16 protein-coding genes and 1 pseudogene are annotated in these 15,994 nt (G+C 49.5%); 6 read left to right on the top strand and 11 right to left on the bottom strand.

Annotated elements, in window-relative coordinates; all coding sequences use genetic code 11:
* Positions 1 to 782: pseudogene (locus ACTHUT_RS07395) on the top strand (NADP-specific glutamate dehydrogenase); the annotation flags it as partial.
* A 70-nt stretch (positions 783 to 852) separates the two neighbouring features.
* Here the strand turns inward: ACTHUT_RS07395 and recG are convergent.
* The 3 genes from recG to grxC form a co-directional block, all read right to left on the bottom strand.
* On the bottom strand, positions 853 to 2,892 hold the full coding sequence (recG, locus tag ACTHUT_RS07390) for an ATP-dependent DNA helicase RecG (RefSeq protein ID WP_250599983.1): 2,040 nt from the start codon (positions 2,890 to 2,892) through the stop codon (positions 853 to 855).
* Positions 2,893 to 2,993: 101 nt separating this feature from the next.
* Positions 2,994 to 3,428 (bottom strand): protein-export chaperone SecB, encoded by a 435-nt coding sequence (gene secB, locus ACTHUT_RS07385; protein WP_250599981.1) that lies wholly within the window; start codon positions 3,426 to 3,428, stop codon positions 2,994 to 2,996.
* Between the two features lie 21 nt (positions 3,429 to 3,449).
* Entirely contained in the window at positions 3,450 to 3,707 is a 258-nt protein-coding gene (gene grxC / locus ACTHUT_RS07380) for a glutaredoxin 3 (protein WP_003684090.1), read from the bottom strand.
* 237 nt (positions 3,708 to 3,944) lie between these two features.
* Here grxC and ACTHUT_RS07375 point away from each other — a divergent pair, with 237 nt between their 5' ends.
* Entirely contained in the window at positions 3,945 to 5,438 is a 1,494-nt protein-coding gene (locus ACTHUT_RS07375; RefSeq protein WP_070713423.1) for an Rne/Rng family ribonuclease, read from the top strand.
* Positions 5,439 to 5,495: 57 nt separating this feature from the next.
* On the opposite strand, the gene ACTHUT_RS07370 is transcribed toward ACTHUT_RS07375, so the two are convergent.
* The 4 genes from ACTHUT_RS07370 to ACTHUT_RS07355 all read right to left on the bottom strand — a co-directional run bounded on the left by ACTHUT_RS07370 (position 5,496) and on the right by ACTHUT_RS07355 (position 9,159).
* Positions 5,496 to 6,164: a DUF3108 domain-containing protein gene (locus ACTHUT_RS07370; RefSeq protein WP_250599979.1), complete on the bottom strand. Its 669-nt coding sequence runs from the start codon at positions 6,162 to 6,164 to the stop codon at positions 5,496 to 5,498.
* A gap of 30 nt (positions 6,165 to 6,194) precedes the next feature.
* Positions 6,195 to 6,821, bottom strand: coding sequence for a phosphoribosylglycinamide formyltransferase (purN, locus tag ACTHUT_RS07365; protein WP_250601720.1), 627 nt, complete (start codon positions 6,819 to 6,821; stop codon positions 6,195 to 6,197).
* A 96-nt stretch (positions 6,822 to 6,917) separates the two neighbouring features.
* Positions 6,918 to 7,733, bottom strand: a complete 816-nt coding sequence (locus ACTHUT_RS07360) for an FKBP-type peptidyl-prolyl cis-trans isomerase (protein WP_250599977.1) — start codon at positions 7,731 to 7,733, stop codon at positions 6,918 to 6,920.
* A gap of 160 nt (positions 7,734 to 7,893) precedes the next feature.
* Positions 7,894 to 9,159: a Glu/Leu/Phe/Val family dehydrogenase gene (locus ACTHUT_RS07355; RefSeq protein ID WP_039861976.1), complete on the bottom strand. Its 1,266-nt coding sequence runs from the start codon at positions 9,157 to 9,159 to the stop codon at positions 7,894 to 7,896.
* Between the two features lie 432 nt (positions 9,160 to 9,591).
* Here ACTHUT_RS07355 and ACTHUT_RS07350 point away from each other — a divergent pair, with 432 nt between their 5' ends.
* The 3 genes from ACTHUT_RS07350 to ACTHUT_RS07340 all read left to right on the top strand — a co-directional run bounded on the left by ACTHUT_RS07350 (position 9,592) and on the right by ACTHUT_RS07340 (position 11,104).
* Entirely contained in the window at positions 9,592 to 10,305 is a 714-nt protein-coding gene (locus tag ACTHUT_RS07350; RefSeq protein ID WP_250599975.1) for a phosphoglycolate phosphatase, read from the top strand.
* Positions 10,306 to 10,405: 100 nt separating this feature from the next.
* Entirely contained in the window at positions 10,406 to 10,867 is a 462-nt protein-coding gene (recX, locus tag ACTHUT_RS07345; RefSeq protein WP_250599973.1) for a recombination regulator RecX, read from the top strand.
* Between the two features lie 75 nt (positions 10,868 to 10,942).
* A complete protein-coding gene (locus ACTHUT_RS07340) occupies positions 10,943 to 11,104 on the top strand; it encodes a hypothetical protein (protein WP_039861975.1) in 162 nt (53 codons plus the stop codon).
* Positions 11,105 to 11,224: 120 nt separating this feature from the next.
* On the opposite strand, the gene ACTHUT_RS07335 is transcribed toward ACTHUT_RS07340, so the two are convergent.
* From ACTHUT_RS07335 to gmk, 3 genes are all read right to left on the bottom strand, one after another.
* Positions 11,225 to 13,381, bottom strand: coding sequence for a RelA/SpoT family protein (locus ACTHUT_RS07335; RefSeq protein ID WP_250599971.1), 2,157 nt, complete (start codon positions 13,379 to 13,381; stop codon positions 11,225 to 11,227).
* Between the two features lie 104 nt (positions 13,382 to 13,485).
* Positions 13,486 to 13,692, bottom strand: a complete 207-nt coding sequence (rpoZ, locus tag ACTHUT_RS07330) for a DNA-directed RNA polymerase subunit omega (RefSeq protein WP_003682294.1) — start codon at positions 13,690 to 13,692, stop codon at positions 13,486 to 13,488.
* A gap of 52 nt (positions 13,693 to 13,744) precedes the next feature.
* On the bottom strand, positions 13,745 to 14,362 hold the full coding sequence (gene gmk / locus ACTHUT_RS07325) for a guanylate kinase (protein WP_003686079.1): 618 nt from the start codon (positions 14,360 to 14,362) through the stop codon (positions 13,745 to 13,747).
* Positions 14,363 to 14,530: 168 nt separating this feature from the next.
* Between gmk and ACTHUT_RS07320 the strand changes: the two genes are divergently transcribed.
* Positions 14,531 to 15,091, top strand: coding sequence for an adenine phosphoribosyltransferase (locus tag ACTHUT_RS07320; RefSeq protein WP_003686145.1), 561 nt, complete (start codon positions 14,531 to 14,533; stop codon positions 15,089 to 15,091).
* 45 nt (positions 15,092 to 15,136) lie between these two features.
* On the opposite strand, the gene ACTHUT_RS07315 is transcribed toward ACTHUT_RS07320, so the two are convergent.
* Positions 15,137 to 15,874, bottom strand: a complete 738-nt coding sequence (locus ACTHUT_RS07315; protein WP_128580831.1) for a toxin-antitoxin system YwqK family antitoxin — start codon at positions 15,872 to 15,874, stop codon at positions 15,137 to 15,139.
* Positions 15,875 to 15,994 lie beyond the last annotated feature (120 nt).

The raw sequence follows: 15,994 nt of genomic DNA, 5'->3' as shown, positions 1-15,994 counted from the left end.
ACGAATTTGCTTCCGTCCTGACCGGCAAAGGCCTCGAATGGGGCGGCAGCCTGATTCGCCCTGAAGCCACCGGCTACGGCTGCGTGTATTTTGCCCAAGCCATGTTGGAAACCCGCAACGACAGCATCGAAGGCAAACGCGTGTTGATTTCCGGCTCCGGCAACGTGGCGCAATACGCTGCCGAAAAAGCCATCCAACTGGGTGCAAAAGTATTGACCGTTTCCGACTCCAACGGCTTTGTCCTCTTCCCTGACAGCGGTATGACTGAAGCGCAATTGGCCGCTTTGATCGAGCTGAAAGAAGTACGCCGCGAACGCGTGGCCACTTACGCCAAAGAACAAGGCCTGCAATACTTTGAAAACCAAAAACCGTGGAACATCGCGGCCGAAGTCGCCCTGCCTTGCGCCACCCAAAACGAATTGGATGCAGACGCTGCCAAAATCCTGCTGGCCAACGGTTGCTATGTGGTTGCCGAAGGTGCGAACATGCCGTCAACTTTGGGCGCAGTCGAACAATTTATCAAAGCCGGCATCCTCTACGCTCCGGGTAAAGCCTCCAACGCCGGCGGCGTAGCGACTTCAGGTTTGGAAATGAGTCAAAACGCCATCCGCCTGTCTTGGACACGCGAAGAAGTGGACAGCCGCCTGTTCGACATCATGCACAGCATCCATGAGTCTTGCCTGAAATACGGCAAAGTCGGCGACAAAGTGAACTATGTCAATGGTGCGAACATTGCCGGTTTCGTTAAAGTTGCCGATGCCATGTTGGCGCAAGGTTTCTAAAAGCTGCATCAACGCAAATCATAAGGCCGTCTGAAATATTTCAGACGGCCTTTTTCTTTTCAAATAAATTTTATACGCCCAAATAACCTTCCCTGCTGGAAAGCCATCTTGCCAAATGCGCTTCGACGATTTCAGGGTTTTGCTCAATCAGCAAAGGGGCGATTTCGCGCGCTTGTTCTAAAAGGTGTAAGTCTTCTTCAAGGTTGGCAAAGCGCAGCATGGGAACGCCGCTTTGGCGCGCGCCGAGAAATTCGCCGGGTCCGCGGATGTTGAGGTCTTGGCGGGCGATTTCGAAGCCATCGGTGTGTTCGTAGATGACTTTCAGCCGCGCTTTGGCGAGTTCGCTCAAGGGTTCGGCAAACAGGAGGACACACACGCTTTCTGCCGCGCCACGCCCTACCCGTCCGCGTAATTGGTGTAGCTGCGCCAAGCCCATGCGTTCAGCGTGTTCGATCACCATCAGGGCGGCATTGGGCACATCTACGCCGACTTCGATGACGGTGGTGGCGACCAAGACGTTCAGACGGCCTGCGGCAAACTCCGCCATGACTTCGGCTTTTTCAGCGGCTTTCATGCGCCCGTGTACCAAGCCGATGCTGAGTTCGGGTAAGGCCGTCTGAAGTTGCTCGAGGGTTTCGGTAGCGGTTTGCAGTTGCAGGGTTTCGCTTTCTTCAATCAGCGGGCAGACCCAGTATGCCTGCTGCCCTTTGCGGCAGATGTTGAGAACGAAGCCTTCGACTTCGGCGCGGCGGACGTTGTTGACGAGGCGGGTTTTAATCGGGGTGCGCCCGGGCGGTAATTCGTCGATGACGGACACGTCCAAGTCGGCGAAGAAACTCATGGCAAGCGTGCGCGGGATGGGCGTGGCGGACATCATCAGCTGGTGGACGTCGCGCCCTTTGTTTTTGAGGGCGAGGCGTTGGGCGACGCCGAAGCGGTGTTGCTCGTCCACAATCACCAAGCCCAGATTTTGGAACTCGACGTCGTCTGAAAACAGGGCGTGCGTGCCGACGGCGATTTTAACGGTGCCGTCGGCAAGTTTGGCTTTGGCTTCGTCTTTGGCTTTTTTGCGCTGGCTGCCGGAAAGCCAGACGACTTCGAGTCCTAAAGGTTCGAGCCATTGTTTGAACTTGATGAAATGCTGTTCGGCAAGGATTTCAGTCGGCGCCATCACAGCCGCCTGCGCGCCGGATTCGATGGCGGTCAGCGCGGACAAGGCGGCGACGATGGTTTTGCCACTGCCGACATCGCCTTGCAGCAGGCGGTGCATCGGGTGGGTTTGCGCCATGTCGCGGCGGATTTCGGATACGACTCTTTCTTGGGCATCGGTCAGGGCAAACGGCAAAGCGTGGCGCAGGGCTTGGGTCAACGTGCCGTCGCCGCCCAATGCCGCCGCCGTGCCGCTGACGCGCTTCTGTCGCGCCAGCCGCATGGACAACTGTTGTGCCAAAAGTTCGTCGAATTTGAGCCGCTGCCATGCGGGAAGCGCGCCGTCGGAAAGCTGGTGGATGGTAAAACTCGGCGGCGGCGAATGCAAAAGGCGCAGACTTTCGGCGAGGTGCGGCAGTTTCAGACGACCCAATAAGGCATCGGGCAGCGTGTCGTGCAGCGGCGTAACGTCCAAGGCCGTCTGAATAATACGGCGCAAAGTGGGTTGATTTAAACCGTTTACGGTCGGATAAATCGGCGTGAGGCTTTCCGCCAAACCGCTGCTCTCGGCATCGCGGATTTTGGGATGAATCATCTCGTCGCCGTAAAACCCGTGTTTGATTTCACCCACGGCGCGAATGCGTTTGCCGGCCGCCATCTGCTTCTGATGGCTGGCGTAAAAGTGGATGAAGCGCAGAAAAAGGACACTGCCGGAACCGTCGGCGATTTGGACAATCAGCTGCTTGCGCGGTTTGAACGTTACTTCCTGATGGATGACCTCGCCCTCAACCTGACACGGCACGCCGATCGGCGCATCCTTAATCGGCATGATGTGCGTCTCGTCCTCGTAACGCAGCGGCAAATGCAAAACCAAATCCCATGCAGTATGGAGGTTGAGTTTGTCGAGTTTCTTAGCGGAAACATCGGTAATTTTGAGCTGTTTTTGGGTTTCGGGCGTCATCTTAAAAGGCAGCTGATTGAAAGTTTGCTGTATTTTATCCGAAAACAAAAAGGCCGTCTGAACGCAATGTTTCAGACGGCCTTAATTTAGGTATAACGCGATTAAGCGTTAGCTCCCTGTTGTTCTTCGTAGATTGCTTCGAAGTTGATCGGAGCAAGCAGTACAGGTGGGAAGCCGGCGCGGGTTACGCTGTTGGAAATGGCTTCGCGTGCGTAAGGGAACAGGATGTTTGGACAAGCAACGCCCAGCAGCAGTTGTACGTCTTCTTCAGGAATGTTTTCCAGACGGAAGATGCCGCTTTGGGTTACTTCGTTCAAGAACATGGTGCGCTCTTCGTTCAGTTTGGCAGTCACGGTCACGGTAACGTCCACGCTGTAGAAGCCGTCTTCCAGTTTGGTGTTGCCGGTAGAAACGCGCATATCCACTTCAGGCTCGCCTTGTTCCAAGAAGATTTGTGGTGCGTGAGGCACTTCCAAAGACAAGTCTTTTACATACAAACGCTCAACGCTAAATACGGGTTGCAATTCTTCGCTCATTTTATTTTCCTAAGTTAAGGGTTAAGGATTCAGTAATTCGTCCAACTTGCCTTCCTGCTGCAAGCGGTACAAATCGGTAAAGCCACCGACATGGGTGTCGCCGATAAAAATCTGCGGCACGCTGCGCTGGCCGGAAAGCTGCTGCATTTCGGCAAAAACTTCCGGATTGCCGTCGATGCGGATTTCGTTGATTTCTTTCACACCCACCGCCTGCAACAGCCTTTTCGCCATGGTGCAGTACGGGCAATATGGACCGGTATAAACAGTAACGGTTTGCATGATTTCTTCCAAAATACCAATGTTCATGACTATATGGGCATAGATGCTATTTTACAAGTATTCCCGCCGTACGGTTGTAAAAAACATTCAGACGGCCTCTTGGCCATAAACATTTGTGCAGATGCGGAAAAACCATAATTCAAGTATGATAAGCGCTTTCGCAGAATGACTTTTGCCATTTGTTTTTTGGAGAAGAACACATCGCAAAAGTTTTTCTATTCAAAATCAGGTATCCCCATGCTTTCAGGAATTCCCATCCCCAAGGACGCCGTGCGTCCGCCCGAAACCGTCCTCGTCAACATTACGCCGCAAGAAACGCGTGTAGCCGTTTTAGAAGAGAACAATATCTGCGAACTGCACATCGAGCGCAACAGCGGCCACAGCTTGGTCGGCAATATTTATTTGGGCGTTGTCAAACGCGTCCTCCCCGGCATGCAAAGTGCGTTTATCGATATCGGCTTGGAACGCGCCGCGTTTTTGCATATCGTCGATGTCCTCGAACAACGCCGCAATCCGGACGAAACCCAACGCATCGAACACATGCTCTTTGAAGGCCAGTCTGTCTTGGTTCAGGTCATCAAAGACCCCATCAACACCAAAGGCGCGCGCCTGTCCACCCAAATCTCACTGGCCGGCCGTTTCCTCGTCCATCTTCCGCAAGAAGACCACATCGGCATTTCCCAACGCATTGAAGACGATGCGGAACGCAGCAGTTTGAGGGAGCGCCTCAACAACCTGCTGCCCGAAAACGCCTGCCACGGCTACATCATCCGCACCAACGCTGAAAACGCTTCCGATGACCAACTGCAATCAGACATCAACTATCTGACCAAAGTGTGGGAACACATTCAAAAACAGGCAAAAATTCAGCCGCCCGAAACCCTGCTCTATCAAGATTTGCCTTTGAGCCTGCGCGTATTGCGCGATATGTTCAGCCTCGATACGCACAAAATCCTGGTCGACTCGACTGAAAACCACCGCCGCATGACCCAGTTTGCCGAACAATACGTTCAAGGTGCATTGGGCAGGATCGAATTGTTTAAAGGCGAACGCCCCCTATTTGAAACCCACAACATCGAGCAGGAAATCGCCCGCGCCCTGCAACCGCGCGTCAATCTCAACTTCGGCAGCTACCTCATCATCGAGTCCACCGAAGCCATGACCACCATCGATGTCAACACCGGCGGCTTTGTCGGCGCGCGCAATTTTGATGAAACCATCTTCCGCACCAACCTCGAAGCCTGCCACACCATCGCCCGCGAACTTCGCCTGCGCAACCTCGGCGGCATCATCATCATCGACTTCATCGATATGGCGCAGGAAGTCCACCGCGAAGCCGTCCTGCAAGAGCTTGCCAAAGCCCTCAGTTTCGACCGCACCCGCGTCACCCTCAACGGCTTTACCAGCCTGGGTCTTGTCGAACTGACCCGCAAACGCTCGCGTGAAAACTTAAGCCAAATCCTCTGCGAACCTTGCCCTTCCTGCCAAGGTCGGGGCCGTCTGAAAACGCCGCAAACCGTGTGCTACGAAATCCAACGCGAAATCGTCCGCGAAGCGCGCCGCTACGATGTCCAAGCCTTCCGCATTTTGGCCGCTCCAAATGTCATCGACTTGTTCCTAGACGAAGAATCGCAATCGCTGGCGATGTTGATAGACTTTATCGGCAAACCGATTTCGCTGGCAGTCGAAACCGCCTACACGCAGGAACAATACGATATTGTGTTGCTGTAAAGATAAAAGGCCGTCTGAAAACTTTTCAGACGGCCTTCTTGTTTGAGCAAATAGAGATTACGGTTTCACTACTTTACCGTTGATTTTGACGGAAGTCAGTTTCAGGTTGTAGGTTTTGCCGTCATCGGTATAGCTGATTTGCGCAGGGATATTGTCGATATCGGAAGCAAAAGAGTAAGTTACGGTATCGTCGCCACGGCGGACGCGATATTTGCTCACTGGCGTTGTACCGCCGTTCAGTTTATAGCTTTCGCTGCCGATTTTGTTCATGCTGCCGACGGTGTACAGTTTTTTACCGTTGGTAATTTTCAAACCTGACGGCAGGCGCACGTCATTGGCGGCCAGTTGCCATGCCAAAGTAAATAAGTCCATGGCCGGGCCGGATTTTTCGGTTTTCAAATCACCTGCTTTGCCGTAAGTGATGTTGTCGCCGGAGAATTTGGCCTCGGCATACACTTTGCCGCCGCGTACATCTTTGTAGTAAGACGGATTCAAGGTCGTGCCGTTGATGCTGCCGCCGGATTCAAAACGGATATTGTAAAGCGGTACTTTGATGGTAGAGACGATTTTGTATTGGTTGCCGCTGCGTGTGAAGGTCATGGTCGCAGGAATACCGTAGCTGCCTGAGTATTGCAAAACGGCAGATTGCGGCAATTCAGCGGCTTGTGCGCCGATAGAGGCAGTGAGCAGGGAAAGTGTCAGCAGGGTTGTTTTAATCGGATTCATGATGTTTTCCTTGTGTGTATGGTATTTTAATTAAGCCAACAGGCTTTGACCGGCGGCATTGCGTTGTGCATTCAAAACGCGGTTGCCTTCGATTTTCAGACGACCTGCAACAAAGTCGGCAACAGCTTGCGGGAAAAGCTGGTGTTCAATCGTCAGCACGCGTGCGGCAACATCGTCAGCGGTATCGCCGTCCAAAATAGGAACAATGCCTTGCGAAATAATCGGGCCGCAATCCAGCTCGGGCGTCACGAAATGGATGGTGCAGCCTGCCACACGGCAACCTGCTTCCAATGCGCGTTCGTGGGTATGCAAACCGGTGAAAGAAGGCAGGATGGACGGATGGATATTGATCAGGCGGTTTTCATAATGTGCGCAGAATTCCGGGGTCAAAATGCGCATAAAGCCCGCCAATACGACCAAATCCGGCTGATAGGCATCGATTTTTTCCATCATGGCTTGATCAAATGCCAGACGCGAGTCGAAGTTTTTATGGTTCAAACTGTCAGTGGCAATACCGCGCTCTGCCGCCCATGCCAATCCGGCTGCGGTCTCGCTGTTGCTCAATACGGCTGCAATGTTGGCATCGGGAATATTGGCATTCACAATCGCCTGCATATTGCTGCCGCGTCCGGAAATAAGGATGACGATATTTTTCATCATAATTCCTTGCTTGTTTGGAACAAAGGCCGTCTGAAACGGAATTTTTCAGACGGCCTTTTATCCGTTGTTTAAGGGCGTAAGCCTTGATTCGGATTATTGAACTTTTTGTACGTCAACTTGTACAGGTTGTTGTGCAACTGCATCAGGCGCGCCGACTTTAACCAGTTTCACGTCGAATACCAAAGTAGCGTTCGGACCGATTTTATCGCCGGCACCCACTTCGCGGTAAGCCAATTTAGCAGGGATGTAGAATGTTGCTTCGCCGCCTTCTTTCAAGAGCTGGATACCTTCAGTCCAACCTGGAATCACTTGGCTTACAGGGAAGCTTACAGGTTCGCCGCTGTTTTTGCTGCTGTCAAATACAGTACCATCAATCAGACGGCCTTCGTATTCAACGGTAACGATGTCGTCTTTAGTCGGTTTTTTGCCTTCGCCTTCTTTGATGATTTTGTATTGCAGACCGGAAGCGCTGGTTTTCACGCCTTCTTTAGTCGCGTTTTCTTTCAAGAACGCTTCGCCTTTTTCCAAGTTTACTTTGGCATCTTCAGCACGTTTGGCAGTGGCTTTTTCTTGTTGCTCTTGCAGGAATTTCATCATCACTTCCTGAGCTTGGGCTTCAGTCATTTTGACTTCTTTACCTTCAAACATGGCTTCCATGGCTTCGGTGAAGACTTTCAAATCGATTTCCGTACCTTGGTCTTTCATTTGTTTCAATGAACGGCCGATGTCCACACCCATTGCGTAGCTGGCTTGTTGGGCAGTAGAACCGATGGCTGAAGCATCTGCAGCCGCATTTGAAGCTGCGGAAGCAGCAGGGGCATCTTTAGCGGCAGTGTCTTTTTGGTTGCAAGCAGTCAGTGCCAACAAAGCAGACAAAGCCAATGCGCTGAATTTGAAAGTTTTGTTCATGATTATGTCTTTTCCGGAAAGGTCAAAAAAGGGGATTATAGCTGAGTTTGAATGAAATGGAATCAAGGTGGATTAAAATTTGTAAAGGCTCTTATCAAAAACATTAAGGCCGTCTGAAAACAGGTTTCAGACGGCCTACTCTTAGCTATCGCTCAACCGATTAATACCAGCCGCGCAGTTTCATTGCTTTTTCAACACGACGGATACTCATCATGTAAGAAGCGGTACGCAGGTCGACATCGTATTCTTGAGCCAAGTTCCAAATATCGCGGAACGCACGGCGCAGGACAACGGTTTCTTTCTCTTGAACTTCGTCAAACTCCCAGTAGTAGCCTTGCAGGTTTTGTACCCATTCAAAATAGGATACCACCACGCCGCCGCAGTTTGCCAAAATATCAGGAACAACCAATACGCCGTTTTGACGCAGGATAACGTCGGCTTCAGGAGTAGTTGGGCCGTTTGCACCTTCAACCACGATTTTCGCACGGACTTTACCGGCGTTTTCAGAAGTCAGTTGGTTTTCCAGCGCGCAAGGGGCGAGTACGTCCACTTCCAGAGCCAAAAGTTCGGCGTTGCTGATTTCTTTGCCGTAGCCGGCTTCGTTGGTGATGAAACCTTTGGTTTGGAATTCTTTGATGATTGCTTCCATATCCAAGCCGTTTTCGTTGTAGATGGCAACGTCAACAGTAGATACGGCAACGATTTTCGCACCAGCTTTATGTGCATAGTAACCGGTGTGGTAGCCCACGTTACCGAAACCTTGAATGGCGTAAGTAGCACCCTTCACGTCTTTGCCCAGTTTTTCCAAAGCTTGGACGGCGGCGAAGTTTACGCCGTAACCGGTGGCTTCGGTACGCGCCAAGGAGCCACCAAACTCAACCGGTTTGCCGGTGAACACGCCCGGTGCAGAATGTTTCACCACGTTTTCATAGGCATCAACCATCCAAGACATGATTTTGCCGTTGGTGTTCACATCAGGGGCAGGAATATCGATTTTCTCGCCGATCAGCGGAGAAATGGCTTCGGAATAAGCGCGGGCGATGCGTTCCAATTCCGCTTCGGAATAGTTACGCGGATCCAAAGTAATACCACCTTTACCGCCGCCGTAAGGAATACCGGCCACGCAGCATTTGATGGTCATCCAGATAGACAGGGCTTTAACCTCGTCCATATTCACATTAGGATGGAAACGTACGCCGCCTTTGTAAGGGCCGACGGCATTATTGTGTTGTGAACGGTAGCCGGTGAAATTTTCTACTGTACCGTTGTCGAGTTTGACAGGGAAGTTGACTTCCAAAACACGTTGTGGCTTTTTCAAGATTTCAAATACTGCTGGATCGGCATTCAGACGGTCGCAGGCAGTTTTCACTTGTTTTTGCGCAATTTCAAACGGATTCAGCGTTTCTTTTACAGCAGATGCGGACATGTATTTTTCCTTTTCATACATATGATTAGACGAGAGCCATACACGTTACTATATACAAAAACGGACAAAAATGTAATAGCATGTAGTCGATAAAAAGCGAATCTATTCATTTATATATGAATTTAGTTTGAGGTCGTCTGAAAATATCGGCACACCAACCAAAAAATTTTCAGACGGCCTAGTATAAATGCTCATCAAACCATTCAAAAAAACACACAAACCCTTTGTTTTTTAATGCCTACCAAACCACCCTTTTTGTTGACAAAATCCCTTTCACATTCCCAATAGGCTGACAGTCTTACACCATCAAAAATTGTTAACAATTTAAACAAACATCTTTTTAAAGAATCGGCAAAAAATCGGCAAAAAATCGGCAAATCAGGCAAACAATGTTAAAATAACCGCTTAAATAATATGACAGAAAGCTACTCAATGACCACTGCTGCTTTAGAACACGTTCAAGCTGTTGCCTTTGATTTGGACGGGACCTTATGTGATTCCGTTCCCGATTTGGCCGCAGCAGCCCAAGCCATGTGTGCGCACTTGGGTTTACCTGTTTTACCTACCCAAACGGTTGAAAGTTATGTCGGCGACGGCATCGGCAAGTTGGTTCATCGCGTCATTACCAATGATCGTGAAAAAGAAGCCGATCCTGAAATCTGGGAAAAAGGCTTTGTGTTCTTTATGAAATATTATCGCGAGCACTTGAGCGACTTTACCCGCCCCTACCCTGAAACCGAAGCCGGCCTCGGTCTGCTCAAGTCCTTGGGTATTCCATTGGTTGTCATTACCAACAAAAACGAAGTACTGGCAGCCGAGCTGCTGAAACAGCTCAATCTCGACGACTACTTCAGCCTGGTTCTCGGCGGCGACAGCCTGACCGAGAAAAAACCCAGCCCATTGCCGCTTCAACATGCAGCCGAAGTTTTGGGCATCGACGTTGCCAATATGCTGATGGTGGGCGACTCTAAAAATGACATTATTGCCGCCAAAGCGGCCGGTTGCTTCAGCGTCGGCGTAACATTCGGCTACGGCGACATGACCTTGCTCTCTCAAGACAAAGCGACCAAACCTGATTTGTTGATTCGCGCCCTGCCTGAAATCTACGAAAATCTGCAACCGCAAAAAAACAAAGACGAAGAATAATTCGGCTTTATTTTCAGGCGGCCTTTTCGGTTCTTTCACCCAATCAGGCCGTCTGAAATGTAATTTAATGTAGTTAACATCCCTCCCCTTCCATATTCCCATGAAACCTCCCAAAACCTTACGCGCCCGCGCCTTGGACATCCTTTCCCGTCAGGAAGTCAGCCGTGTCGGCTTGAAACGTAAACTGGCTCCTCACGCAGAAAGCGAAGAAGAGTTGGAAAAGGTTTTGGACGAATTCGCCGAACGAAATTGGCAATCCGACCAACGTTACGCAGAAGCCTATATTCACAGCAAGAGCAACCGTTATGGCACGCTCCGCCTCAAACAAGCCTTGGCGCAACAAGGTATCGATGCAGACGATTGTCGGGAGTTCCTACCCGACAGGGAGGACGAGCTGCAAACCGCCATTTCCGTCTTGCGTAAAAAATTCAAGCAGGAAGCTCAAGATTTGAAAGAAAAACAAAAACAAGCGCGTTTCCTTGCCTATCGCGGCTTTAGTACCGACACCATTCAGACGGCCTTAAAAACGGCGTGGAATGAAAACGAAGACTTCTATCAATAATCATTCCCACTTGAATCTTTGCTTCTATCGGCGTACCCTTACGCTTTTATTCAATAATTCAATCAGAGCTTCATCATGTCCGACAAACCGCACGATACACCTAATCCCCTACTCGAAGACGAACGCAAAAATCCTGTTTACCGCTTGGGTCAGGCAGTAGCCGGATTCATGTTACTGGTTTGGGCCGGCGTTTTGGCCTTAGTTTTCTTTTTGGTTTTCCGTTTTTGGTTGAGTTAAACCCAATCTAATTACAAACAAGCCATAAACCCTCTTAAAAAGAAGCCAACAGCTTTTATTTGTAAACATCAAAAAGGCCGTCTGAACACACTTTCAGACGGCCTTTGCTTATTAACAAGATTATCCTCGAATCACTTTGCGGATATTCGGATTGGCATGCATTGTATGAATAATCTGATTAACCTGATCCAAGTCTTTGACTTTAATTGTAAATTTAAATTCTACAAAACCTTCTGTTCCTGCTTGCGCTTTGGTTGGCGTATCGACAGATTCGATATCCGCACCGGAATTGGAAATCGCTTGCGCCATTGAGGCCAACAAACCATGCGCATCTTCGGATTTGACATTGAGGATGGTGCGATACGTTTGATTGCGCAAACTGTCCCAGCCCGCATCGAGTTGCTCTTCCGGATCGGCTTTGACCAAAGTTTGGCAGGTATCACGGTGGATAATCATACCCCTGTCTTTGACCAATAAGGCGCGGATTGCATCGCCGGGAATCGGATGGCAACATTCGGCAAAATGAATCCGGCCGGTTTCTTGATCATTGACTTTGATCGGGCTGAGTTTGACCGCGCTGCCAAAATGTTGGCCTGCCAACTCGGCAATGTGCATGGCAACGTGTACCGGCAAAGTATGCCCCATACCGACATTGTAGAGAACCTCTTCAAACGAGGTTTGTTTGGTATTCAAATCGGCAAGGTATTTTTCTTTGAGGTCGTCTGAAAGCAGGATGTCTTTAGGCAACAGGCTGGATAAAGCTTTTTGCAGCAGGTTTTCACCCAAAACAACGGCATCGTGACGATTCAGATTTTTAATGTATTGGCGGATGGCGCTGCGCGCACGGCTGGAAACGGTAAAGTTCAGCCATGCCACATTAGGCTTGGCATGCTCGGAAGTAATGATTTCTACCGTATCGCCGGTTTTCAGCTTGGTGCGCAACGGCATCATGACGTTATTGATACGCGCGGCAACGGTTTTATGACCGATATTGGTGTGAACGGCATAGGCAAAGTCAATCGGTGTCGCCCCTTTAGGCAAGGTAAGGATATCGCCTTTCGGGGTAACGATATAGACTTCGTTGGGGAACAAATCGACTTTGACATGCTCCAGAAACTCGATGGCATTTGAGCTGCTGGCCTGCAGGTCAAGAATATTTTTCATCCATCGGTTCATATGGAGGACGGCTTGGTCCGGAGTATTTTCACCGGATTTGTAAATCCAATGGCCGGCAATACCACCCTCAGCCACAGCGTCCATTTCACGCGTACGGATTTGCACTTCGATCGGCAAACCGTAAGGGCCGACCAAGGTCGTGTGCAGGCTTTGGTAGCCGTTGCTTTTCGGGATGGCGATATAGTCTTTGAAACGGCCAGGCTTGGGGTGGTATAAATTATGCAATGCGCCCAACGCGGCATAACAGGCAGGAATGCTGTTTACAATGACCCGAAAGCCGTAAATATCCATCACTTCGGCAAAACGCAGTTTTTTTGCCAGCATTTTTTGATGGATGCTGTATAAGTTTTTCTCGCGGCCTTTGATTTTGGCTTCAATATTGACACCGACCAAACGCTGACTGAATGCACGCAACACTTTGCCAACAACATCGCGGCGATTTTTGCGGCTGTTGTTCATGGCTTTTTTCAGGGTTTCGTAGCGTCTTGGGTGGAGGTTTTGGAACGATAAGTCTTGAAGCTCTTGATACGCATTGTTCAGGCCAATGCGGTTGGCGATTTGAGCATAGATTTCGAGGGTTTCTTTGGCGATGCGGCGGCGTTTTTCCGGACGCATAGAGCCAAGGGTGCGCATATTGTGCAATCGGTCGGCAAGTTTGACGACGATGACGCGCACGTCTTTGGTCATGGCGAGGATAAGTTTGCGGAAACTTTCCGCCTGATGCTCGGCATGATCTTCAAATTTGAGTTTTTCCAGCTTGGAGAGACCGTCTACCATTTCAGCAATGGTATCGCCGAATTCTGCCGCCATTTCGACTTTGGTTACACCTGTATCTTCCAATACATCGTGCATAACGCCTGCGCAGAGGCCTTGAACATCCATGTGCCAAATCGCAAGCTGCGTGGCAACGGCAAGGGGATGGGTGATGTAGGGTTCGCCGCTTTTACGGGTTTGTCCGTCATGGGCGTGGAAAGCGTAGGCAACGGCTCTTTCAAGCTCGGCCTGCTCGTTGGTATTGAGATAGGATACGGTGCGAAACAAAAGCTCGCGCGCTTCCGCTGTCAACGGATCATAGGGGGCAGTAGGCAGTGGGGCTGGCATTTTCAGACGGCCTTTTATGGCTATTTTTAAGCCGTCAGACTGTATCGGTTGTGATATCGCACCGATACAGTCCGCGCGGCGGTTTTATCGGTTTGCCGGTTGGTTTATTTGTTGCGGGTCAGCAGCTCGGTTCCGATTTGTCCGGCTGCGATTTCGCGCAGGGCGGTAACGGTTGGTTTGTTGTTGCGGATGTCGTCAACCAAAGGCGTGTTGCCGTTTTCTAATTGGCGTGCGCGACGGGCGGCAACGAGGGTAAGGTCGAAGTGGTTAGGGATTTTACCTGTGCAATCTTCAGTAGTAATACGGGCCATGTTTGCTTGCTTTCTTTCTATGTTTCAAATAAACGGTTATTTTCGCTGTTTTTTACGAATTTTCCAACAGGTTTGAGATAAATCCCTGTTGAGAGGATTTTTTCAGACGGCCTGCTTTAATAATGTGGAACAAATCGGCCTCGGCACGATCCAAATCGTCATTCACGACGACGTAATCGAACAAAACGGATTGCTCAATCTCATGACGGGCTTTTGAAAGGCGTGTTTGAATAACTTCTTCGCTGTCTGTACCACGGCCGATCAAACGTTGCGCCAATACTTCAAAGGAAGGCGGCAGAATAAAAATGCTGCTGGCTTCAGGCAACGATTTACGCACTTGCGCCGCACCTTGCACATCAATTTCCAAAATTACGTCATAGCCCTCTTCGCTCAACGAATTCACGCCGGCAATGCTGGTGCCGTAATAATTGCCGAACACATTGGCGTGTTCCAAAAAGGCTCTTTGCTCAATCAGCGATTCAAATTCTTCTTTGGGAACAAAGTGATAATGCACACCATGTGCCTCACCTTCACGCGGCTGGCGTGTAGTATGAGAAATGGAAACACGGATGTCGTCATGATTTTTCAACAGGCGCGACACCAAGGTCGTTTTACCTGTGCCGGAAGCGGCAGAAATGATGTAAATATTGCCTTTTTTATGATTTTGCATGGTGGTTCAGCCGATGGTATGTATTTGTAAATTATAACACAACACAATGTTTCTCGGAATTTCAGACGGCATGTTGCAAAATTTGGCTATTGTATCGATTAATTTGGCAAGTCCGCATATGACCGCTACAATATCGTGTTAAAAACTTTTTGATTTCGGAATGTCGAGATGTTGATTCATCCTGAAGTAATGGGCGTAGAGGCTTTGGCGGACAAAATCCGTAAAATTGAAAACTGGCCGCAAAAAGGGATTTTGTTTCATGACATTACTCCCGTTTTGCAAAGCGCAGAATATTTCCGCCTGCTGGTTGATTTACTGGTTTACCGCTATATGGGGCAGAAAATTGATGTCGTGGCAGGCTTGGATGCGCGCGGCTTCATCATTGGCGCGGCTTTGGCCTATCAGCTGAACGTCGGCTTTGTCCCCATCCGCAAAAAAGGCAAACTGCCGTTTGATACGGTTTCTCAAAGTTATGCTTTGGAATATGGCGAAGCAACGGTAGAAATCCATACCGACGCCATCAAGCCAGGCGCACGCGTTTTGTTGGTAGATGATTTGGTGGCAACCGGCGGCACAATGCTGGCAGGTGTCGAGCTGATCCGCAAACTGGGCGGCGAAGTAATCGAAGCGGCTGCCATTTTGGAATTTACCGACTTGGACGGCGGCAAAAAAATCCGTGAAAGCGGCGCGCCGTTATTTACCCTGTGCCAAAACAAAGGCTGCATGTAATAAGAAACCGCAAGCTGATCAGCCTGCGGTTTTTTATAATCAAAATTATTCGAGAACGTATCCGTCCGTATCCCAGAAAGTTTTTTTCACCAACTGGTCGTCTTTATAAACCAGCTCAGATTTCTTCGCACCATCATCATACCAATCCAAAATAATGCCGCTGCGTTTACCGTTGCGAATACTTAATTCAGACACGATGCGGCCATTTTCATCCCAACTGATGATCTCCGTCGGTTTATCATTGCTCATCATCATTTCGGTTTTCGGGCTGCCGTCTGAATACCATTGTTTCCAATGACCGTTGGCTTTATCGTGCTTAAACTGGATTTCGCTTTCTTTCACACCATTTCGGTAATAGCGGGAACCCACGCCCTCACTCAGTCCATTTTGATAAGGCATTACTGCGGATTTTTTACCGTTTGGATACCAGTTGACCCATTCGCCATGCGGTTTGCCGTTGCGATAGCTGCCAACCATCTTTTTCTGACCGTTGAAATGCCACAGGGTCAGCGTACCATTATCCAACGCCGGCACAAAAACCTTAATCTGACCGGCAGGTATTTCATAAGGATCAGAATATTTTTTCATCGATGGATAGTAAAAATCCTGTACCTGCGCCTTGCCTGCCTCAATCTTGTATTGGCGAACATAAGCAACCGAAGGCATGGTCGCCGTCAGTTTACCGTTTTGATTGAAATAAACGGTATGTTGCTGGGCAAAGGCGGCAACGGGCATACTGAACAAGGCAGCAGCCAACAGGCCTGATTTTAAATAATTATTCATAATATGGAGTTTGGCAGTATATGTTCTACAAAAAGTCAGTAATAAAAATCCACTGACATTAGAAACTATGACAAATATTATAAGCCATAGTTTCAAAGCCTGCTTGGATTTCATATTCAG

Source organism: Neisseria sp. P0022.S010, from assembly GCF_051956635.1.
This window is presented reverse-complemented; position numbering and strand designations above follow the sequence as displayed.